Raw genomic sequence first — 19,648 nt, 5'->3', positions numbered from 1 at the left:
CCACATGTCAGACGATCTTCAGGCACTGATCGACCGGCTCCCGAACCTGGGCGACGCGGTCCTCGTCACGCTCGAGATGACGCTCGGCGGCGCCGTGCTCGCCATGGTGGTCGCGCTGGTGCTGGGCTTCGGCTCGCGCACCCGGACCCTCTGGGTGCGCGGGCCGTCCCGGGTGGTGATCGAGTTCTTCCGCGGCACGTCGCTGGTGGTCCAGATCTTCTGGCTCTTCTACGTGCTGCCGCAACTCGGCTTCAAGATGGAGGCGCTCACGGTCGCCATCGTCGCCCTGGGCCTCAACTACGGCGCGTACGCGGCCGAGGTGGTGCGCGGCTCCATCGAGTCCGTCCCCACCGGCCAGTGGGAGGCCGCGACGGCCCTCAACCTGGGCTGGTTCCACAAGGTACGCCGGGTGGTGTTCCCGCAGGCCTGGGCGCTGATGATCCCCCAACTGGCGAACCTGCTGATCCAGCTCCTCAAGGGCTCGGCACTGGCGTTCTACATCACCCTGCACGACGTGTACTGGTGGATCGACGAGCTCCAGAGGGACACCCGCGACACGTTCTTCAGCTACGGGATCGGTCTCGTCATCTACTTCGTGATCGCCTACGTCCTCACCTGGGGGATGAACTGGCTCGAGGAGCGTGCCAAGCGTCGGCTCGGTCGCGGCTCGCGTCCGCGGATGCGTGACGTCCTCGGCCTGAAGCCGGGCGTCCCGACCGAGATCGCTCGCGTGAAGGGGGGCGTGGCATGAGTGACATCTGGGACTGGGAGATCGCCTGGGACGTGCTCCCCGAGCTGCTCCGAGGTCTGGTCGTGACCATCGAGGCGACGATCGTCGGCATGGTCATCGCCTCGATCCTGGGGCTGGTGATCGCCCTGGCCATGCGCACGCCGACCCGGTGGGTCCGCGGACCGCTGCGCCTCGTCGTCGACTTCATCCGCATGACACCGCTGCTGGTGCAGCTCGTCTTCGTCTGGCTGCTGCTGGTCGACGTGCCACCGCTCGTCATCGGCTTCGGCGTGCTCGGCGTGCACTACGCGACGTACATGTCCGAGGTGTACCGCGCAGGGATCGAGGCGGTCCCGCCCGGCCAGTGGGAGGCGGCCAAGGCGCTCAACCTGCCGAGGTCGCGGACGTGGCTCGCGATCATCCTGCCGCAGGCGATCCGCAAGACCCTGCCGGGCCTGGGGAACTACGCCGTGTCGATGTTCAAGGAGACGCCGTTCCTCTTCGCGATCACCGTGGTCGAGATGTACTCGGCGGCGCAGGCCTACGGCGCCCTCACCTACTCGTACATCGAGCCGATCACGATGGTGGGCCTGCTCTTCCTGCTGGTGAGCTACCCCACCTCGCTGCTCGTGCGACGGATGGAGACCCGCCTTGCCTGACCCGACGACGACCTCCGCTGGGAGCCAGACCATGACCACATCGACGAGTGCTTCCCCCGCAGGGAACACACCCGCCATCGAGTTCCGGGACGTGACCAAGCGCTTCGGCGACAACGTCGTGCTCGACGGGCTGAACTTCTCGGTCGCCCAGGGCGACCGGGTCACGCTGATCGGCCCGTCGGGCTCCGGCAAGACGACGATCCTGCGCCTGCTGATGACGCTGGAGGAGGCGAACGGCGGCCTCATCCTCATCGACGGCGACCCCTACACGCACGAGTACAAGGGCGACAAGTGGGTCGAGATCTCCGAGAAGCGCCGCCGCGTGGTGCGCAACCGCGTGGGGATGGTGTTCCAGCAGTTCAACCTGTTCCCCAACATGACGGTGCTGGAGAACATCATCGAGGCGCCCGTGCACGTGCTCGGGCTGTCCAAGAAGGACGCGATCGAGCGGGCCGAGCAGCTGCTCGAGCAGGTCGGGATGTCGGACAAGCGTGACGCACGCTGCACGCAGCTCTCCGGCGGCCAGCAGCAGCGTGTGGCGATCGCCCGCGCGCTGGCGATGGACCCCGAGATCCTGCTGCTCGACGAGGTCACGTCCGCCCTCGACCCGGAGATCGTGGCGGACGTGCTCGGCGTGCTCCGCGAGATCGCGCAGACCACCGACATCACGATGCTGCTGGTGACGCACGAGATGCAGTTCGCCCGCGAGGTGTCGAACCGCGTGCTGATGTTCGACCACGGGCGGATCGTCGAGGAGGCGGACCCCGAGACGATGTTCACCAACCCCAAGCACGAGCGCACCCAGGAGTTCCTCAAGGCCGTGCTCGGCTGAGCCCGCCGCACCCCTCGGGTGCCGAACACGCACCCCTCGGGTGCCGAACAGGCAGTTGCCCCCGGTATGACGCGCCGCGACGCGTCATACCGGGGGCAACTGCCTGTTCGGCGTCCGGGCGCGGTGGGGCGGGTCAGGACGCGGGGGTCGGAGTGGGGCTCGCGCCCTCCTGGGCGGACCCGCCGGAGGAGGTGCCGGTGCCCTGCTCGGCGTCCGTCGAGCCGCTCCCGGTGCCCGTGCCCGTGTCCGTGCCGCTGCCGGTGTCGGTCCCGCCCCCGGTGGTGCCGCCGTCGGAGCCGTCCCCCGTCGTGCCGCCGTCGGTCCCGCCGGACGTGCCGGAGTCGGTGCCGCCGTCGGTCGTGCCGTCCGTGGAGCCGTCGGTGCCCCCGTCGGTGCCGCCGCCCGTGGAGGGGTCCGTGCCGGAGTCGGTGCCGCCGGTCGGGTCCGGTGCGGGCTCCTGCGTCGGGGTGTCGGTGGTGCCGTCCGTGGACCCGTCGGTGGTGCCGGTCGTGGGGTCGCCGGTGCTCTGGTCGCCGGGCACGTTCGCCGGGTCCTCGGCGGGGCCGGACGGCGTCGGGTCGGGCGTGGAGCCGCCGGAGTCCGTGGAGCTGCGGCTGATGCTCGTGCCGGACCCCTCCTGCCCGCGCACCGCGTCGGACAGCGGCTTGCCGATCGCGAGCTCGATCACCAGCACCACGCCCATGACGACGACGAACAGCGCCGCCGCCGACACCGCGAGCACCTTCTTCGTGCCGTGCTTCTCGACGAACCGCAGCCACGCGTTGCGGGGCTCCTCCGCGGGCTCCTCCGAGCCGGCGGGGTCGCCGCCGTCGGTCGGGCCGTCGTCGCCGCCGGGCAGGGGGTCGGCGGCGGACCCGGTGGTCACGGGGGTCTCGACCGCCGTCCCGCCACCGGCGTCCGCGACGGTCACGACCGTACCGTGCGACGTCTCCGTGGTGCGGCGGGACTTCGACGCGAGCTGCGTCACGACGGGCTTGAGCTGCTCGTGCGTCTTCTCGATCGACCGCGTGTAGAAGAAGTTGCCGATCACGGTGACGACGCTCGCGAGGCCGGCACCGATGATCGTCCCGGCGACGCCGAAGAACGACATGAGCACCGTGGCGCTCACCGCGGCGAGCGCGCTGGCCACGATCTGCGTGAGCGAGAGCCGGGTCTTGGGGGCCTCGGCGCGCGGCTCGTCGGCCGGGCCGCTCGGGTCGGGGGTGCGGGAGGAAGAGGTCACGAAGCGTCAGGTCCAGGGGTCGGGGAGTCGGTCCGACACCCGCCGCACCCGCCGGCACCAGGGCCGCGCGCCGCGGGCTCCGGCGTCTGCCGCGGGCGTCCCCAGCAGCCTAGGACGAGCGTGTGCAGGTCGCAGCGGGCCGTCGTGACCCGCCCTGTGAGGAAGCGCGAAGATCCTGTGTTCCCGCACGTTGCGGGTGTGACCGCGGCCCCGTCCCGACGCGGGACGGGGCGAGGATCACACCCACGCAGGCTGGGTCAGGACGCGGCGGCCTCCGCGGCGGCGAGCAGCACGCAGGTCGCGACGCCGTCCATCGCGACGCGCACCTCGTCCAGCGGGGGCATCGAGGGCGCGAGGCGGATGTTGCGGTCCTGCGGGTCGCGGCCGTACGGATACGTGGCTCCGGCAGGGGTCAGCGCGATGCCGGCCTCCTTGGCGAGCTGCACGACGCGCGCGGCCGTGCCCGGCACGACGTCCACCGACACGAAGTACCCGCCGTCGGGCCGCGTCCAGGTCGCCACGCCGGCGTCGCCCAGGCGCTCGTCGAGGATGTCCACGACGGCGCTGAACTTCGGCGCGAGGATGTCGCGGTGCCTGCGCATGTGGGCCCGCACGCCCTCGGCGTCGCCGAAGAACATCGCGTGCCGGAGGTGGTTGACCTTGTCCGGGCCGATGGACCGGATGCCGAGGTGCTTCGTGAACCAGGAGACGTTGGCCGGGGAGGACGCGAAGAACGCGACCCCCGAGCCGGCGAAGGTGATCTTCGACGTCGACGCGTACATGAGGACGCGGTCGGGGTTGCCCGCCTCGGCGGCGAGGTCGATCGCGTTGGCCGACTTGGCCTCGTGCTCCGTGAGGTGGTGCACGGCGTAGGCGTTGTCCCAGAAGATGCGGAAGTCGGGCGCCGCGGCGGGCATCGAGACCAGGCGGCGGGCCACGGCCTCGGAGACGACGGAGCCGTCCGGGTTGGCGTAGGTGGGGACGGCCCACAGGCCCTTGACCGTGGGGTCGTCGGCGACCAGGGCGGCCACCGCCTCGGCGTCGGGGCCGTCGGGGGTCATGGGCACGGTGACCATGCGGATGCCCAGCTCCTCGCAGATCGCGAAGTGCCGGTCGTAGCCGGGCACGGGGCAGACGAACGTGATCTGCTCCTCCCGCGACCACGGCCGCTCCGACCCGGGCACGCCGAACAGCAGCGCCTGCACCACGGTGTCGTACATGAGGGTGAGCGACGCGTTCCCCTGCGCCAGGAGCTGCTCCGTCGGCACGCCGAGCAGCTCGGCGAAGATGCGCCGCAGCTCGGGGAGCCCGGCGAGCCCGCCGTAGTTGCGCGTGTCCGTGCCGCCCTCCGCCACGTGGTGGCCCTCGCCGGGCAGCGCGAGCAGCGGCTCGGCGAGGTCGAGCTGCTCGGCGGACGGCTTGCCGCGCGTGAGGTCGAGCTTCAGCCCGCGGGACTGCAGGTCCGCGTACTCGCGGCGCAGGTCGTCGAGCCTGGTGGCCAGATCGGCGGCCCGGTCGGCGGACGGGGTGGTGGACGACGGCGCGGTGGAACCCTCGGTGCTCACCTCACGGACTGTACCGGCCGACCCCGGGCGCGCGGCAGGGCGTCCCACAGGTCGGGCGGCGGGTCAGGCGGCGGGTCCGGCGGAGGTCAGGCGTGCCGGGAGAGCAGGCGCGCGAGCCGGGCCAGCGACACCTGCATGAACCCGCGCAGCGCCAGCGCGGCGAGCGGGTCGGTGACCGCGCGGGGGAGCGGCCCGGCCAGGTAGGCCTCCTCCCACCACACGACGCGGCAGCGCCGCTCGTCCATCGGCACGACGTCGAACCCGGCCTCGCCGAGCAGCACCGGCCCGAGCTTGCGCAGCCGGGTGCGGCCCACGCGGGCCGCCGACGTCGACGGGCGCTCGAGCTGCTCCACGACCATGCGGTCGAGGAGGACCAGCCGGCCGAGGGCCGTGCCCGGGTCGCGGCCCACGCCCGGCCCGCTCGCCATCGCGTACCGGTCGCCCACCTCGGGCCCGCCGCCCGCGGGGCCCTGGAGGCGGGTGGCGAGGATCCACCGCGGGTGCGTGCGCAGGTCCGCCACCCAGGCGTACGCGACGGACGCCTCGACCGGCACGACCCGCGCGACCTCGACGCGGCGGGCGTGGCGCTGCCGGCCCGTCATCGGACCCGCCCGCCGGTCACGACGCGTCGTCCTTGCGCCTGCGGCGCGGCAGCCATCGGCTGGGCGACGTGCGGCGTGGGGCCTCCAGCGCGCGCAGCTCGGGGACCTCCTCGCCGGGCTCGAGCACGGCCTCCACGACGCGCGGGAAGTGGTCGGGCGGAGGGCCGAACGCGCGCCGCGACTGCGCCACGACGCCGTGCCCCAGGGCCCGCCCGCCCGCGACGCCCACGACGACGCCCACGCCGAACGGCAGCAGGCGCCCGAGCGCCAGCGACCCCTGCTTGGCCACCTGCCGCTTGAGGAACTGGCGGGCGAGGGTCCGGTTGACGCGCTTGATCGTGGTCTGCGGCATGGAGGTGAGCAGCACCTTGCCCCACGCGACGGTCGAGCCGCCGATCGCGAGCTCCACGTCGCGCGCGCCCCGGTCGCCCAGCACGGTGGCCAGCAGCAGGGCGCGCCGGCGCGGCACGTCGTCGATCTCGATGCCGTGGACGTCGGCGACGGCGAGCGCGAACGCGGCCGACGACGCGAAGAAGGTCGCGACGTCGCCGGTGGTCAGGGCGGTCGCAGCCGCCGTCCCGACCGACGGCGCGGCCGCCGCCGCGCCCACCGCGCCGCCGGCCGTCGTGAGCAGCGTGAGGTACTCCTTCTCCAGGATCCGCACGATGCCGGCGGGGTCGGCCTCGGGGTTGCGCGCGCGCAGCCTGTCCACGTGCTTGTGGATCGCCGCCGACGGGATCGTCACCGCCTTGTCGAGGAGCGCGTCGAGCAGCGGCGTCGACCGGTACTCCGCCCACGCCTCGCGGCGCTCCGCCTCGTCCCGCAGCTCGACGTCGCCGCGGCGCTCCTCCTGGGGGACGACCTCGCCGCCCGTGCCGCCGGTCACGACGCGGCGCCCTCCGCGCCGTCGCGCGCCGGCTGCTCGAACACGGCCGGGGGCACGAGGGCGCCCGCCTTGAGGGTGCGGCCCACCGTGCAGGCGCGGTCGATCGAGCGCTGCGCCAGCAGCAGGGTCTTGTTGCGCGACGCCTCGTCCAGCCCGGACAGGTCGATCTCGAACCGCTCCGTGAGCACCGGGTACCGGTCCTCGTCCATGTCCTTCGCGTCCTCGACGCGGATCACGGCCTCGTAGGCGTCGCCCAGCACGCGGGCGAACTTGGTGTCGCTGCTCATCCCCGCGCACGCGGCGAGCGCGATCTTGAGCAGCTCGCCGGGGGTGAACACGGCGCCGGCCTCGACGGGCCCGACCTCGACGGTCGCTCCGCGCGCGGAGAAGCCGCGGTAGGTCCGGGTGCCGGTGCGCTCCACCCACAGCGGGTCCGTGGGCGACGGGGTCACGGGGGCCGCCGTGTCGGTCTCGGGGCCGGCGGCGGTCTCGGTGGTGGTCTGGTCCGTCATGAGGTGATCCTCCCACTGCGTGCCCGGGGACGTCCGGGCGTCCCGAGGAGAACGTGCGGAGGTGCCGGCCGATTCCGGCGCCCCGGCCGCGCCGGGCGATGTGACGGGGCTCACCGCGCACGGGGTGTCACGGAACGCCCGGGGCCGCGGTCGAGAGGGTGTCGGGCGGCCACCGGGCCGCGCACCGCAGAGAGGACACTCGCATGAAGATCGTGGTCGTCGGTGGGACGGGTCTCATCGGGAAGCAGGTCGTCGCGCACCTCACGGACGCCGGGCACGAGGCCGTCGCGGCCGCGCCCAGCACCGGGGTGGACACCCTGACGGGCCAGGGCGTGGACGAGGCGCTCGCGGGCGCCGACGTCGTCGTGGACGTGTCGAACTCGCCGTCGTTCGCGCCGGACGACGTGCTCCGCTTCTTCACGACGTCGACGCGCACGCTGCTCGACGCCGAGGCGCGCGCCGGCGTGCGGCACCACGTGGTGCTGTCGATCGTCGGCGCCGACCGGAACCCGGACTCCGGGTACCTGCGCGCCAAGGTGGCGCAGGAGGAGATGGTGCACGCCGGCGGCGTCGGCTGGACGGTGGTGCGGGCCACCCAGTTCTTCGAGTTCGGCCCGCGGATCGCCGACGGCGCCACCGTCGACGGCGTGGTGCGGATCCCGCCGGTCGCGTTCCAGCCCGTCGCGTCGGCGGACGTCGCACGGTTCGTGGCCGAGGCCGCGGCGGGCGACCCGCGCGGGGAGACGTACGACGTGGCCGGCCCGGACCGGGTGCGGTTCGACGAGTTCGTCCGCGCGGTGCTGGCTGGCGCCGGTGACGACCGCGAGGTCGTGGCCGACCCGGCGGCGCCGTACTTCGGCGCCGTCCTCGTGGAGGACTCGATCGTGCCGCAGGGCGACGCGCGCGTCGGTGCGGTGTCCTTCGCGGACTTCGCCGCCGGGGCGGCCGTGTGACCGTCGCCGGCCACCCCTGCCGTGTCCGTGGGTCGCGGCGTAGCGTGACCGCATGACGACGCGCCCCACCGCGCCCGAGCGCCCCGGCGCCCTCGACGAGACCGAGGGGGCCGGGGCGCTCGACGCGTTCCTCGCCGTCCGCCCGCAGCTGTTCGGCATCGCCTACCGCATGCTCGGCGGGGTGGCGGAGGCGGAGGACGTCGTGCAGGACGCCTGGGTGCGCTGGCAGGGCACCGACCGGGCCGCGGTGCACAACCCGGCGGCGTTCCTCACCACCGTGACGACCCGGCTCGCGATCACCGCGGCGACGTCGGCGCGGGCGCGCCGGGAGACGTACGTGGGGCCGTGGCTGCCGGAGCCGGTCGACACCTCCGGTGACCCGGCGCTCGGCGCCGAGCGGGCCGAGGCCCTCGAGCTGGCGACGCTGCTGCTCCTGGAGCGGCTCACCCCGCTGGAGCGCGCCGTGTACGTGCTGCGGGAGGCGTTCGGGTACCCGCACCGCCGGGTGGCGGAGATCCTGGACCTCACGGAGGCGAACGCGCGCCAGCTCGCGCGCCGCGCCCGCGAGCGCCTCGGCCGCCGCGAGGCCGTCCCCGTCGACCCGGGCGAGCACCGGCGGCTGCTCGACGAGTTCGTGGCCGCCGCGCACGAGGGCGACCTCGCGCGCTTCGAGCGCTACCTCGCGGACGACGTGGTCGCGCGGCCCGACGGCGGCGGCCGGGTGCACGCCTCGAAGGTGGAGCTCGTGGGCCTGGCCCGGGTCGCCCTGTTCCTCGACAACGTGTGGCGCAAGTTCTGGGACGCGGGCGAGGTGCGGGTCGTCGAGGCCAACGGCCTGCCGGCGCTCGTCGTCGACCTCGACGGCGCGCCCCACGCGCTGCTGGCGCTCGACGTCGTCGCCGGGCGCGTGGAGCACGTGTACGTGCAGGTCAACCCCGACAAGCTCACGGGCTACGCCGTCGCGGGCTGAGCCCGCGCCGGCGGCACCTCCTCAGGCGTGCAGCGGCACGTCCGCGCGCTCGTCCTCCGCCGCCGACGCGTCCTCCGTGCCGGGCGTGTCGGGCGCGGTCGCAGCGGCGAACGCGGCGCGCGGCGTCTGGACCGAGGCGAGCGAGACGACGTCCCGCCCGAACACGACGGCGGTGAGCCAGACGGCGAGCACGCGGGCCTTGCGCTCCCACGTCGGGATGGCGAGCAGGTGGTAGCCGCGGTGCATCAGCCACGCGAGCCGCCCCTTCACCACCAGCCGGCGGAACTGGAAGATCCCCGAGCCCAGGCCCAGCGTCGCGATGACGCCGAGGCTGCCGTGCACGTAGGGGCGGGTGGGGCGCCCGTGCAGCGTCGCGACGAGGTTGCGTGCCAGGCGCCGCCCCTGCCGCACCGCGTGCTGGGCGTTCGGCACGGCCAGCGCGCCCGGACGGGGCGCCGCGAGGTCGGGGACCGCCGCGCCGTCGCCCGCGGCCCACGCGTCGTCGACCGGGGCGTCGTCGGTGCCGACCCGCAGGTCGGGCCGCACGACGACGTACCCGCGCGCGTCGACCGGCAGGTCGGTGTGGGTCGCGACCACCGGGTTCGCCGCGTTGCCCGCCGTCCACACGAGCAGGCCCGACGCGAACCTCTCGCCCGTCGAGAGGGCGACGACGCCGCCGGACGCCGACTCCAGCGCCGTGCCGAGGTGCACGTGGGCGCCGCGCCGCTCGAGCTGCTCGACCACCCAGCGGCCCGGGCGCTCCGTCACCTCCGGCAGGATCCGGCCGCTGCGCTCGACCAGGTGGAACCGCAGCTCGGCGGCGTCGATCTCCGGGTAGCGGGGGAGCAGGTCGTGGGCCAGCGACAGCAGCTCCGCGAAGCCCTCCACGCCGGAGAACCCGCCGCCCACGAACGTCACCGTGAGCAGCCGCTCGCGCTCGGCGCCGCGCGGCAGGCCCGCCGCCCGGTCGAACGACGTGAGCAGCCGGTCGCGGATCGCCACGGCCTCCTCGACGTGCTTCATCCCGATCGCGTGCTCCGCCACACCGGGGACCGGGAACACCCGCGTCACCGCGCCCGCCGTCACGACGACCGTGTCGTACGGCAGGCGGGAGGTGCCGCCCGAGCGCGGCCGCACCACGACGGCCCGGTCCGCGTGGTCGATCCGCACGACCGACCCGTCCACCAGCCGCGTCCGGCGCAGGTGGCCGCGGTGAGCCACCGCCGCGTGCCGCGCCTCCACCGACCCGGCCACCACCTCCGGCAGGAACGGCTGGTACGTCATGTACGGGCGCGGGTCCACCAGGGTCAGCTCGACCTCGCCGCGGCGCAGCTCGCGCCGCAGCCCCTTCTCCAGCTCACGGGCCGCCGTGAACCCCGCGTACCCGCCACCGACGATCACGATGCGTCGCATCACTGCCTCCTGTGCCGCGCCCGTCGGGCGCTCTCACCACGTCGACCACGCAGCGGGTGGTGGCGTGACACGCGGGCGGTGTGACGTCGGAGACGCGCGGGCAGCCGCGCCGCCGAGGGCGTCCGCGGGGTCGTAGGGTTTCCGCATGGCCGCCATCCCCACCCCGTACGAGGACCTCCTGCGCGAGGTGCTGGAGCACGGCACGCACAAGGAGGACCGCACCGGGACGGGCACGCGCAGCGTGTTCGGCCGGCAGCTGCGGTACGACCTGCAGCAGGGCTTCCCGCTGATCACCACCAAGCGCGTGCACCTGAAGTCGGTGGCGTACGAGCTGCTGTGGTTCCTGCGCGGCGACTCCAACGTGCGGTGGCTGCAGGAGCACGGCGTGTCGATCTGGGACGAGTGGGCGTCGCCGGAGGGCGAGCTGGGCCCGGTCTACGGCGTGCAGTGGAGGTCCTGGCCCACTCCCGACGGGCAGCACGTGGACCAGATCGCGGGCGTGATCGACCAGATCAAGGTCGACCCGGACTCCCGCCGCCTCATCGTCAGCGCGTGGAACGTGGCCGAGCTCGCCGACATGGCGCTGCCGCCCTGCCACCTGCTGTTCCAGTTCTACGTGGCCGACGGGAAGCTCAGCTGCCAGCTCTACCAGCGCTCCGCTGACCTGTTCCTCGGCGTGCCGTTCAACATCGCGTCGTACGCGCTGCTCACGCACATGGTGGCGGCGCAGACCGGCCTCGAGGTGGGCGAGTTCGTCTGGACGGGCGGCGACTGCCACGTCTACGACAACCACGTCGAGCAGGTGCGCACCCAGCTCGCGCGCGACCCGTACCCGTACCCGACGCTGCGCCTCGCGCCGCGCGACTCGATCTTCGACTACGAGTTCGAGGACGTCGAGGTGCTCGGCTACCAGCACCACCCCGGCATCAAGGCCCCGGTCGCGGTGTGATCGGCCTGATCTGGGCCCAGGCGCACGACGCCGCGGGCCGCCCCGTCATCGGCGCGTCCGGCGACATCCCCTGGCGCGTCCCCGAGGACTTCGCGCACTTCAAGGCCACCACCGCGGGCCACCCGGTGGTCATGGGCCGCCGCACCTGGGAGTCGCTGCCGCACCGCCCCCTGCCCGGCCGCACCAACGTGGTCGTCACCAGGCGGCCCGGCTGGTCGGACGGCGGCGCGGTCGTCGCCTCCTCGCTCGAGGAGGGCCTGGCGCTCGCGGCCGCCGCACCCGGCGGCGACGAGGTGTGGGTCATGGGCGGCGGCGAGGTCTACGCCGCCGCGCTGCCCGTCGCGGACCGGCTCGTCGTCACGGAGGTCGACCTCGCCGTCGAGGGCGACGCGTACGCGCCCGCCGTCGACGGCGCGGTCTGGGAGGTCGTCGACACCGGCGCCTGGGCCACGTCGTCCGGCCCGGGCACCCTGCGCCACCGCGTGCGCGTCTACGCCGCGCGCTGACCCCCGCGAGGTAGCCGGGCTCCACGCGAGGTCGTGCGCACAGCACCCTGGCGCGGACCACCGCGGCGCGGTCCGCGCCTCGCGGGTCTGTCGACCACCTCGCGGCCTGTCGACCACCTCGCGGCCTGTCGACCACCTCGCGGAGTCGTCGACGACCGCCAGGGATCCGCGCTGCCTCGCGGCACCCGACCACCTCGGTGACGCGGGCCCCAGCGGGCTGAGCTTCACGATCTCGACACCGATTGTTGGAAGGCGCTTGCCGATTCCGGCAACCGTCCGGTAGCGTCCGAGAAACCGGTTACCGGCGCGTCTTCACCAGGGAGCGCGACCAGCTCGACGACGAGCAGAGGGGCACACCCATGGTGGTTGTGACGTACGACGAAGGGCCGGCGCGATGAGCGCCGTCACCGCCGCGCAGACGGCCGCGCCGGAGGCGGCACCGGCACCCGGCCCCGCGCCGGCGGGCCCGCGCCGCAAGCGCGCGTCGGCGCTGTGGAAGCACAAGGCGCTCTACCTCATGGCCGTGCCGGGGATCCTGTACTTCCTGGTATTCAAGTACGCGCCCATGGGCGGGCTCGTCATCGCCTTCCAGGACTACATGCCGTTCCTCGGGATCGGCGGCAGCCCGTGGGTCGGGTTCGAGCACTTCGTGCGGTTCTTCACCGAGGACACGTTCCTGGTGCTGCTGCGCAACACCGTGGTGGTCTCGCTCCTGCTGCTGGTGTTCGCGTTCCCGGTGCCGATCATCCTGGCGCTGCTGCTGAACGAGGTGCGCACCAAGGTCTTCCAGCGCAGCGTCCAGACGGTCATCTACCTGCCGCACTTCATGTCGTGGGTCATCGTCGCGTCGATCTTCTACGTGCTGCTCTCGACGGACGGCGGCGCGGTCAACAACCTCATCGTCGAGTGGGGCGGCCAGCCCGTCCCGTTCCTCACCGACCCGGACTGGCTGCGGCCGCTGTACGTGGGCCAGGAGATCTGGAAGGGCGCCGGCTGGGGCACCATCGTCTACCTCGCCGCCATGACGGCGGTCGACACCCAGCTCTACGAGGCGGCCGAGCTCGACGGCGCGGGCCGCATGCGCCAGACCTGGCACATCACGCTCCCCGCGATCCGCCCCACCATCATCGTGATGTTCATCCTCGCCATCGGCGACTTCCTGGAGCTCGGCTTCGAGCACATGTTCCTGGTGATGAACTCCCTGAACCGCTCGGTCGGCGAGATCTTCGACACGTACGTGTACACGACCGGCATCCAGAACGGTCAGCTCAGCTACGCGGCCGCCGTCGGGCTCTTCAAGGGGCTGGTCGGCCTGGTCCTCGTCGTCATGGCGAACCGCCTCGCGAAGCGCTTCGGCGAAGAGGGCGTCTACTGATGTTCTCCTTCGAGGGCTTCGTCCGGATCAACACGTTCCTCACGGGCGCGTACCGGCTCGCCTACCTCAACCTGCTCTGGGTCGTGACGACCGTCCTCGGGCTCGGGCTGCTCGGCGCCGGCCCCGCGTCGTACGCGCTCGCGCGGTACGTCGACGGCTGGTTCCGGCGCGGCGAGACGCCGCCCGTGACGCGCGCGTTCGTCGCCGGCGTCCGGGAGCAGCCGTGGCGGTCGATGGTCGTCAGCTGGATCCTCGCCGGCGCGGGCGCCGTCATCGTCACCAACGTGTTCCGCGCCCCGAGCTGGACCCTCCAGGCGCTGAACGTCGTCGCGCTGGTCGTGCTCGCCGTCGCCGCCGCGTACGTCTACCCGCTGATGGTCGCGACCGGTGCCGCGACCGTCGGCCGCCAGCTCGCCGGCGCCCTGCTGATCGGCTTCGGCTCGCTGCACTGGACCATCCTCGGCGCCACCGCCGTGGGCCTGACCGGGTGGCTGCTGTGGCAGTTCGCGTCGCCCCTGCTGGTGCTGTTCGGGGTGGGGATCCCGGCCTGCGCCGTCGGCGTCGTCACCCGCATCGTCTTCCGACCCCTGGCGCAGGACCCGGACCAGCCGGCCGCGCCCGACCGCAGTTCCATCCACGCGCCTGCGACGGAGCAGGTGGCATGACACGAAGGAGTCAGACCATGAGGAGAGGCATGCTCGTGCGGGGCGCGGCGACGGCGGCCGTCGCCGCGCTCGCCCTGGCCGCCTGCGGCAACAACGGGTCCGGGGACACGGCGGAGGCCGACGACGGCCCCCTCACCTGGATGGCGATGCTCCACACGCCGACCACGCCGGAGAAGGACGGCGTCATCGAGTCGGCGCTGGAGGAGCACACCGGCCAGAAGTTCGACGTGCAGTGGGTGCCGGACGCCTCCAAGGAGGAGAAGATCAACTCGGCGCTGGCCTCGGGCAAGCTCGCCGACATCGTCTCCCTCACGATGACGGACAGCACCCAGGTGCGGCAGGCGCTCGGCTCCGGCCAGTTCTGGGACGTCGACCAGTACCTCGCCGACTACCCGAACCTGTCCCAGATCGACCCCGACACGCTCGAGGCCGCGAAGCTCGACGGCAAGCTCTACGGCGTGCCGTTCCAGAAGATCAAGGCGCGCTACGGCGTCCTCGTGCGCCAGGACTGGCTGGACAACCTCGGGCTCGAGGTGCCGCACACCATCGAGGACCTCACCAAGGTCGCCGAGGCGTTCACCCACGACGACCCGGACGGCAACGGCAAGAAGGACACCACCGGCTTCATCGACCGCGAGGAGAGCTTCCTCGTCGGGTTCCGGTCGCTGTCCGGGTACTTCGGCGCCGGCGACAAGTTCGAGGTCACCGACGACGGCCAGGTCGTGCCCGCGTTCACCACCGACGCCTTCAAGCAGGCGATGGAGTGGTACCGCGGCGTCTACGAGGAGGGCGCGGTCAACCAGGAGTTCGTCACCGTCCAGAAGTCGAACCAGCAGGACGCCATCGCACAGGGCAAGGGCGGCATCGTCGTCACCGGACTGTTCGAGGCGAAGAACTACCAGGCGCTCGCGGAGAGCGCGGACCCGAAGACGCCCATGAAGTGGGCGCTGATCAACGACATGCGCACGGCCGACGTCGAGCACCGCATCCTCACGGACACGGGCGGCGGCATGGGCGGCTGGCTCGCCTTCCCGAAGAAGGAGGTGACGTCGGAGGCCGAGCTGAAGAAGGTGCTGACCTTCGTCGACAAGCTGATGGACGAGGACGCGTTCGCGCTCATGACCAACGGCGTCGAGGGCACGCACTACGCGACCGAGGGCGACGGCGTCGTGTCGATCACGGACGAGACCGCCTGGGAGCAGGAGGTGCAGCCGTACTCCTCCTCGCGGCCGTCGGAGAAGGTCGTGACGTACAAGTCCACCTCGCCGTACGTGGACGAGGCGAACGAGCTGATGGCCGCCAACGAGGACGCCGTCGTCATCAACCCGGCGCAGTCGCTGTCCTCGGACACCTTCGACCGGCAGTGGTCGACCATCGAGCAGCAGGTGAACGACGCGTACAACCAGTACATCACCGGCCAGATCGAGATGTCCGACTACGACGCGGTGATCGACGGCCTCCGCGGCCAGGGCCTCGACCAGATCATCGAGGAGTACTCGGCGGCGTACGCCGAGGTCAACGGCTGACCCCACCCCCGATGCGGTGAGCGGGCTCCGGCCGTGCCGGACCCCGACAGGGGCCGGAGCCCGCTCACCACGCTCGCGCACCACCGAGAGGCGACACGTGCACACCCTCGACGAGACCCTGGCCACGACCACCCTCCAGGCCGCGATCGACGACGCCGCGGCGGCGGGCGGCGGCACCGTGCTGGTGCCCGCCGGGACGCACCGGACGGGCGCGCTGCGCCTGCGCTCGCACGTGGAGCTGCGCCTCGAGGCGGGCGCCGTGCTGCAGTTCGTGCCCGACCCGGCGCTGTACCCGCCGGTCGAGGCACGCTGGGAGGGCGCCCCGGCCACGATCCACTCCCCGTGTCTCTACGCGGCCGGCGAGACGGACGTCGCGATCACCGGGTTCGGCACCATCGACGGCGGCGGCGGCCCGTGGTGGGACACGTTCCGCCACGACCGGGAGGCGCTCGCCCACCCCCGACCGACGCTGGTGGGGCTGCACGACTGCGAGCGCGTCACCCTGCGCGACGTGCGCCTGACCAACTCCCCGAGCTGGACGGTGCACCCGCTGCGGTGCGACGGGGTGACGATCTCCAACGTCGTCGTCGTCAACCCGCCGGACTCGCCCAACACCGACGGCATCGACCCCGAGTCGAGCCGCAACGTACGGATCAGCGACTGCCACATCGACGTCGGCGACGACTGCGTGGCGATCAAGGCGGGCACCGAGCGCGACCCGGAGCAGGTCGCGTGCGAGAACATCGCCATCACCAACTGCACGATGGTGCACGGCCACGGCGGCGTCGTCATCGGCTCGGAGATGAGCGGCGGCGTGCGCGGGGTGGTCATCAGCAACTGCGTCTTCGAGGGCACCGACCGCGGTATCCGCATCAAGTCCCGGCGCGGGCGCGGCGGCGTGGTCGAGGACGTCCGCGTGACCAACGTGGTCATGCGCGGCGTGATGTGCCCCTTCGTGATCAACCCGTTCTACTTCTGCGGGCCGGACGGCGATGAGCCGCGCGTCGCCGACCGGGCCCCGCACCCGGTGGGCCCGTCGACACCGGTGTTCCGGCGCATCCACCTCGCGCACGTCACCGCGCGCGACGTGCACGCGGCGGCCGGCTACCTCTACGGCCTGCCCGAGCAGCCGCTCGACGACGTCACGCTCGACGACGTCACGATCTCCTACGCCGCCGACGCGGTGCCCGGCGTCCCCGCGATGGCCGACGGCGTGCCCGAGCTGCGGCGCGCCGGCCTGCACCTCGGCTTCGTCGGTAACGCGGACCTGTCACGGGTGCGGATCGAGGGCTGCGAGGGCCCGGGCGTCGTCGTCGAGGCGAGCCCCGCGCTGCGGCTTCAGGGGGTGCGGGTCGATGGCGAGCCCGTCGGTGCGTGACGCCGCGCGCCGCGCCGCGCCGGACGACGGCGTGCCCGACGCACCCGTGCGCCGTCGGGCCGAGACGTGGCTGGCCGTCGCGGGCATGGTCGGGGCGGCTGTCTTCCTGGGCGGCTTCGCGCTGGTGCTGAACCGCACCGACGAGGAGACGTTCCTCGCCCGCCTGTACCCGGCGATGACGGACGCGGGCGTCGACCTCGCGTCGGCGGACGCCTACGACGCCGCGCGCACGCTGGCCGCCTGGTTCGGGCTGACCCTCGTGGTGGTGCTGCTCGTGGCGGCCGCGGGGGTCTACGTCGCCCGCCGCCGCCCGGCCCGCCGCTCCACGGGCTGGTGGTTCCTCGCCGCCGGGCTCGCGTGCCTGCTCGGCAGCCAGCTCGTGCTGTACCCGGTCGCGTTCCTGTTCTTCCTCGCCGCGGGCCTGTTCGCCCTGCGGCGGACCCGCCCGACCGGACCCTTGACCGGCCCCTTGACCGAGACCCTGCCCGACACCGGGAGCACCCCATGAGCAAGACCGTCGCCCCGCCGCGTCCCGACCGCGCCCTGCGCGCCGACCGCACCGGCCGGATGCACCGGCCCACCACGGGCACGCGCGTCTTCCGCGTGGTGAACGTGGTCGTCCTGTCCCTGTTCGCGCTGGTGTGCGTGCTGCCGTTCGTCAACGTGCTCGGCAGCTCGCTGGCCACGCCGGGGGAGCTCGCGACCCGCCCGTTCGTGCTCGTCCCGCGCACGTTCTCGCTCGACGCCTACCGGTACATCCTGTCGACGTCGACGATCTTCCGGGCGATGGGGGTCTCGGTGTTCGTCACCGTGGTGGGCACCTTCGTGAGCCTGCTGCTCACGTCGTTCATGGCGTACGCCCTGTCGAAGCGGTACCTGCGCGGCCGCCGCGTCATCAACTTCCTCGTGGTGTTCACCATGCTGTTCAGCGGCGGCATGATCCCCACGTTCATCGTGGTCAACAGCCTGGGCCTCATCGACTCGCTGTGGTCGCTGATCCTCCCGGTGGCGATCAACGCCTTCAACTTCGTCATCATGCGCAGCTTCTTCCAGGGCATCCCCGACAGCCTGGAGGAGGCCGCGCGCATCGACGGCTGCTCCGACCTGGGGGTGTTCCTGCGGATCGTGCTGCCGCTGTCGCTCGCGTCGATCGCGACGATCGGCCTCTTCTACGCCGTGTACTACTGGAACACGTACCAGAACGCCATCCTCTACATCAACGACTCGACGAAGTGGCCCATCCAGGTGCTGCTGCGTCAGATCGTCATCGTCGCCAGCGGCATGAACGCGGACGAGAGCGCCGTGGACGTCGTGCCGCCCGCGCAGTCGGTCAAGATGGCGGTCATCTTCATCGCCACCCTGCCGATGCTGATCGTCTACCCGTTCGTGCAGCGGTTCTTCGTCAAGGGCGCGCTGATCGGGTCCGTGAAGGGCTGACGCACCGGCGCACCGGCGCACCGGCGCACCGGCGCACCGGCGCACCGCGGCCCGGCGGCGTCAGCCGGCGGGGGAGTAGGCCGCGTGGAACGTCCAGCGCGCGTCGAGCGTCTCGCCGAAGCCCTGCGACTGGACGGCGAGCGTGCCGTCGTCGGCCAGGCAGAGGCGGATCCGCAGCGTGGCCAGCTCGTCGCCGTGCGTCCCCGCGCGGACGTCGAGGGTGCCCGCGCCGGACCAGCCGGCCGTCACGACCGCCGGCTCGTCGCCGGTGCGGACGGCCGACGGGCCGGAGGTGTCGACCAGGATCGACCACCCGTCGGACGACGCGACCGTCCCCCCGCTCGCCCCCAGGGCCAGGGTGAGCTCCGCCGGCCCGGCACCCGGGGTGCTGCTCGCCCAGCGCCCCGACAGCACGCGCGCGTGCGCCGGGTCGTGGCGCGGCGCCGGCCAGGTGAGCGGGGCGACGCCGGCCGCCGGGGCGTGCGCCCCGGCCGGGACGAGCGCGCGGGCGGGGGCGACGAGGTGGTCGAGCACCAGGTCCAGGAGCTTCTGGTCGCCGGCGCCGGCGGCCTGGGCGTCGGCCGTCACGACCACGCTCACGCCTGTCGCGGGGTCGCCGTGCACGACCTGGCCGCCGAGGCCGAACATCAGCCAGCCGCCCTGCGGCGGCAGCCACAGCTGGTACCCGTAGGCCGCGCGGAACGGCCCGCCCCACGTCTGGGTCGCCGGGTCGGCCTGCGGCGCCGTGGCGGCGGCGAGGTAGTCCGCGGGCAGCAGCCGCGCGCCGTCGTGCACCCCGCCGTCCAGGAGGAGGCGGGCGAGGCGGGAGAGGTCGTCGGGCGTGCAGATCAGCCCGGAGCCCCCGTGGCTGTACCCGTCCGGGCCGCGCAGGAAGCGCAGGGCGGGGCCGATCCCGAGCGGGTCGAGCAGCCGCGGCCGCAGGTACTCCGCCAGCGAGATTCCGGCGACCCGCTCCACGAGGGCGGCCAGCGTGTACGCGGCGCTGGTGTCGTAGGTGAACAGCGTGCCGGGCGGGTGCGTGGGCGGGACCCGGAAGTACGACTCCAGCCAGCCGCCCTCGCGCACCTTGTACGTCGTGGCACGGTGCGGGCCGACCATCGCGAGCATGTGCCGCAGCGTCGTGGCCTCGAGCCACGGGTGGGCCGGGCCGTCGGCGACGAGGTCGGGGAAGTGCCGCACGACGGGGTCGTCGAGGCTCAGCGCCCCCTCGGCGGCGAGCAGCCCGACGGCGAGGCCCGTCACCGTCTTCGACACGGAGTACATCCGCTGCGGCACGTCGTGGCCGAGCGGTGCGCTCGCGGCGGCGAGCAGCCGCTCGCCGCCCGCCCGGACGTCGACGGTGTGCACCGCGACGTCCAGCTCGCGGGCCCGCGCGACGACGGTCGCGAGGCCCGCGGCGAGGGCGGGGTCGGCGGGCGGCGCCACG

20 protein-coding genes are annotated in these 19,648 nt (G+C 73.2%); 13 read left to right on the top strand and 7 right to left on the bottom strand.

The window, feature by feature from the left end; translation table 11 throughout:
* Positions 1-4 precede the first annotated feature (4 nt).
* Genes ehuC through ehuA form a run of 3 tightly spaced genes read left to right on the top strand, consistent with a single transcriptional unit; the run spans position 5 to position 2,221 of the window.
* Entirely contained in the window at positions 5-751 is a 747-nt protein-coding gene (gene ehuC / locus ACFU9A_RS17495; RefSeq protein WP_430576573.1) for an ectoine/hydroxyectoine ABC transporter permease subunit EhuC, read from the top strand.
* A complete protein-coding gene (ehuD, locus tag ACFU9A_RS17490) occupies positions 748-1,389 on the top strand; it encodes an ectoine/hydroxyectoine ABC transporter permease subunit EhuD (RefSeq protein ID WP_430576572.1) in 642 nt (213 codons plus the stop codon). The genes ehuC and ehuD overlap by 4 nt, the downstream gene beginning before the upstream one ends.
* Before the next feature lie 31 nt (positions 1,390-1,420).
* Positions 1,421-2,221 (top strand): ectoine/hydroxyectoine ABC transporter ATP-binding protein EhuA, encoded by an 801-nt coding sequence (gene ehuA / locus ACFU9A_RS17485; RefSeq protein WP_430576571.1) that lies wholly within the window; start codon positions 1,421-1,423, stop codon positions 2,219-2,221.
* A gap of 133 nt (positions 2,222-2,354) precedes the next feature.
* Here the strand turns inward: ehuA and ACFU9A_RS17480 are convergent, their stop codons facing one another.
* The 5 genes from ACFU9A_RS17480 to ACFU9A_RS17460 all read right to left on the bottom strand — a co-directional run bounded on the left by ACFU9A_RS17480 (position 2,355) and on the right by ACFU9A_RS17460 (position 7,029).
* Positions 2,355-3,464 carry a hypothetical protein gene (locus ACFU9A_RS17480; protein WP_430576570.1) on the bottom strand — a complete coding sequence of 370 codons (1,110 nt, stop codon included), beginning with the start codon at positions 3,462-3,464 and terminating at the stop codon, positions 2,355-2,357.
* Positions 3,465-3,721: 257 nt separating this feature from the next.
* On the bottom strand, positions 3,722-5,029 hold the full coding sequence (locus ACFU9A_RS17475) for an aminotransferase (protein WP_430576569.1): 1,308 nt from the start codon (positions 5,027-5,029) through the stop codon (positions 3,722-3,724).
* Positions 5,030-5,115: 86 nt separating this feature from the next.
* The gene (locus ACFU9A_RS17470; RefSeq protein WP_430576568.1) at positions 5,116-5,631 is read right to left on the bottom strand and encodes an SRPBCC family protein; all 516 of its coding nucleotides are present in this window, start codon (positions 5,629-5,631) and stop codon (positions 5,116-5,118) included.
* A gap of 16 nt (positions 5,632-5,647) precedes the next feature.
* On the bottom strand, positions 5,648-6,517 hold the full coding sequence (locus tag ACFU9A_RS17465; RefSeq protein WP_430576567.1) for a hypothetical protein: 870 nt from the start codon (positions 6,515-6,517) through the stop codon (positions 5,648-5,650).
* Positions 6,514-7,029 (bottom strand): OsmC family protein, encoded by a 516-nt coding sequence (locus ACFU9A_RS17460; RefSeq protein ID WP_430576566.1) that lies wholly within the window; start codon positions 7,027-7,029, stop codon positions 6,514-6,516. The genes ACFU9A_RS17465 and ACFU9A_RS17460 overlap by 4 nt, the downstream gene beginning before the upstream one ends.
* A gap of 203 nt (positions 7,030-7,232) precedes the next feature.
* Here ACFU9A_RS17460 and ACFU9A_RS17455 point away from each other — a divergent pair, with 203 nt between their 5' ends.
* Positions 7,233-7,982 carry an SDR family oxidoreductase gene (locus tag ACFU9A_RS17455; RefSeq protein WP_430576565.1) on the top strand — a complete coding sequence of 250 codons (750 nt, stop codon included), beginning with the start codon at positions 7,233-7,235 and terminating at the stop codon, positions 7,980-7,982.
* A gap of 52 nt (positions 7,983-8,034) precedes the next feature.
* Positions 8,035-8,952 (top strand): RNA polymerase sigma factor SigJ, encoded by a 918-nt coding sequence (gene sigJ, locus ACFU9A_RS17450; RefSeq protein ID WP_430576564.1) that lies wholly within the window; start codon positions 8,035-8,037, stop codon positions 8,950-8,952.
* A gap of 21 nt (positions 8,953-8,973) precedes the next feature.
* On the opposite strand, the gene ACFU9A_RS17445 is transcribed toward sigJ, so the two are convergent.
* Positions 8,974-10,365, bottom strand: a complete 1,392-nt coding sequence (locus ACFU9A_RS17445) for an NAD(P)/FAD-dependent oxidoreductase (RefSeq protein WP_430576563.1) — start codon at positions 10,363-10,365, stop codon at positions 8,974-8,976.
* Between the two features lie 145 nt (positions 10,366-10,510).
* Here ACFU9A_RS17445 and ACFU9A_RS17440 point away from each other — a divergent pair, with 145 nt between their 5' ends.
* The 8 genes from ACFU9A_RS17440 to ACFU9A_RS17405 all read left to right on the top strand — a co-directional run bounded on the left by ACFU9A_RS17440 (position 10,511) and on the right by ACFU9A_RS17405 (position 18,201).
* Positions 10,511-11,314, top strand: a complete 804-nt coding sequence (locus ACFU9A_RS17440; RefSeq protein ID WP_430576562.1) for a thymidylate synthase — start codon at positions 10,511-10,513, stop codon at positions 11,312-11,314.
* Complete coding sequence (locus ACFU9A_RS17435) at positions 11,311-11,820, top strand: dihydrofolate reductase (protein WP_430576561.1); 510 nt, start codon at positions 11,311-11,313, stop codon at positions 11,818-11,820. Before ACFU9A_RS17440 ends, ACFU9A_RS17435 begins: the two co-directional genes overlap by 4 nt.
* Positions 11,821-12,214: 394 nt before the next feature.
* The gene (locus tag ACFU9A_RS17430; protein ID WP_430576560.1) at positions 12,215-13,195 is read left to right on the top strand and encodes an ABC transporter permease; all 981 of its coding nucleotides are present in this window, start codon (positions 12,215-12,217) and stop codon (positions 13,193-13,195) included.
* Positions 13,195-13,860 carry a DUF624 domain-containing protein gene (locus ACFU9A_RS17425; RefSeq protein WP_430576559.1) on the top strand — a complete coding sequence of 222 codons (666 nt, stop codon included), beginning with the start codon at positions 13,195-13,197 and terminating at the stop codon, positions 13,858-13,860. Before ACFU9A_RS17430 ends, ACFU9A_RS17425 begins: the two co-directional genes overlap by 1 nt.
* A 17-nt stretch (positions 13,861-13,877) precedes the next feature.
* A complete protein-coding gene (locus tag ACFU9A_RS17420) occupies positions 13,878-15,386 on the top strand; it encodes an extracellular solute-binding protein (protein WP_430576558.1) in 1,509 nt (502 codons plus the stop codon).
* Positions 15,387-15,483: 97 nt separating this feature from the next.
* Entirely contained in the window at positions 15,484-16,764 is a 1,281-nt protein-coding gene (locus ACFU9A_RS17415) for a glycoside hydrolase family 28 protein (protein WP_430576557.1), read from the top strand.
* The gene (locus ACFU9A_RS17410) at positions 16,742-17,272 is read left to right on the top strand and encodes a hypothetical protein (protein WP_430576556.1); all 531 of its coding nucleotides are present in this window, start codon (positions 16,742-16,744) and stop codon (positions 17,270-17,272) included. The genes ACFU9A_RS17415 and ACFU9A_RS17410 overlap by 23 nt, the downstream gene beginning before the upstream one ends.
* Positions 17,269-18,201: a carbohydrate ABC transporter permease gene (locus ACFU9A_RS17405; RefSeq protein WP_430576555.1), complete on the top strand. Its 933-nt coding sequence runs from the start codon at positions 17,269-17,271 to the stop codon at positions 18,199-18,201. The genes ACFU9A_RS17410 and ACFU9A_RS17405 overlap by 4 nt, the downstream gene beginning before the upstream one ends.
* A 60-nt stretch (positions 18,202-18,261) precedes the next feature.
* On the opposite strand, the gene ACFU9A_RS17400 is transcribed toward ACFU9A_RS17405, so the two are convergent.
* Positions 18,262-19,647 carry a serine hydrolase domain-containing protein gene (locus ACFU9A_RS17400; protein ID WP_430576554.1) on the bottom strand — a complete coding sequence of 462 codons (1,386 nt, stop codon included), beginning with the start codon at positions 19,645-19,647 and terminating at the stop codon, positions 18,262-18,264.
* Position 19,648 lies beyond the last annotated feature (1 nt).

This window comes from Isoptericola sp. NPDC057653 (genome assembly GCF_042799955.1).
Taxonomy (GTDB): Bacteria; Actinomycetota; Actinomycetes; order Actinomycetales; family Cellulomonadaceae; genus Isoptericola.
Note: the sequence above shows the minus strand (reverse complement) of the source record. Positions and strands in the feature narration are given on the sequence as shown.

What these genes read in the sequence shown, in the direction of transcription:
- ehuC (WP_430576573.1), top strand. Translation starts at nt 5, where the DNA reads ATGTCAGACGATCTTCAGGCACTGATCGACCGGCTCCCGAACCTGGGC.
- ehuD (WP_430576572.1), top strand. Translation starts at nt 748, where the DNA reads ATGAGTGACATCTGGGACTGGGAGATCGCCTGGGACGTGCTCCCCGAG.
- ehuA (WP_430576571.1), top strand. Translation starts at nt 1,421, where the DNA reads ATGACCACATCGACGAGTGCTTCCCCCGCAGGGAACACACCCGCCATC.
- ACFU9A_RS17470 (WP_430576568.1), bottom strand. Translation starts at nt 5,631, where the DNA reads ATGACGGGCCGGCAGCGCCACGCCCGCCGCGTCGAGGTCGCGCGGGTC.
- ACFU9A_RS17460 (WP_430576566.1), bottom strand. Translation starts at nt 7,029, where the DNA reads ATGACGGACCAGACCACCACCGAGACCGCCGCCGGCCCCGAGACCGAC.
- ACFU9A_RS17455 (WP_430576565.1), top strand. Translation starts at nt 7,233, where the DNA reads ATGAAGATCGTGGTCGTCGGTGGGACGGGTCTCATCGGGAAGCAGGTC.
- sigJ (WP_430576564.1), top strand. Translation starts at nt 8,035, where the DNA reads ATGACGACGCGCCCCACCGCGCCCGAGCGCCCCGGCGCCCTCGACGAG.
- ACFU9A_RS17445 (WP_430576563.1), bottom strand. Translation starts at nt 10,365, where the DNA reads ATGCGACGCATCGTGATCGTCGGTGGCGGGTACGCGGGGTTCACGGCG.
- ACFU9A_RS17440 (WP_430576562.1), top strand. Translation starts at nt 10,511, where the DNA reads ATGGCCGCCATCCCCACCCCGTACGAGGACCTCCTGCGCGAGGTGCTG.
- ACFU9A_RS17430 (WP_430576560.1), top strand. Translation starts at nt 12,215, where the DNA reads ATGAGCGCCGTCACCGCCGCGCAGACGGCCGCGCCGGAGGCGGCACCG.
- ACFU9A_RS17425 (WP_430576559.1), top strand. Translation starts at nt 13,195, where the DNA reads ATGTTCTCCTTCGAGGGCTTCGTCCGGATCAACACGTTCCTCACGGGC.
- ACFU9A_RS17420 (WP_430576558.1), top strand. Translation starts at nt 13,878, where the DNA reads ATGAGGAGAGGCATGCTCGTGCGGGGCGCGGCGACGGCGGCCGTCGCC.
- ACFU9A_RS17410 (WP_430576556.1), top strand. Translation starts at nt 16,742, where the DNA reads ATGGCGAGCCCGTCGGTGCGTGACGCCGCGCGCCGCGCCGCGCCGGAC.
- ACFU9A_RS17405 (WP_430576555.1), top strand. Translation starts at nt 17,269, where the DNA reads ATGAGCAAGACCGTCGCCCCGCCGCGTCCCGACCGCGCCCTGCGCGCC.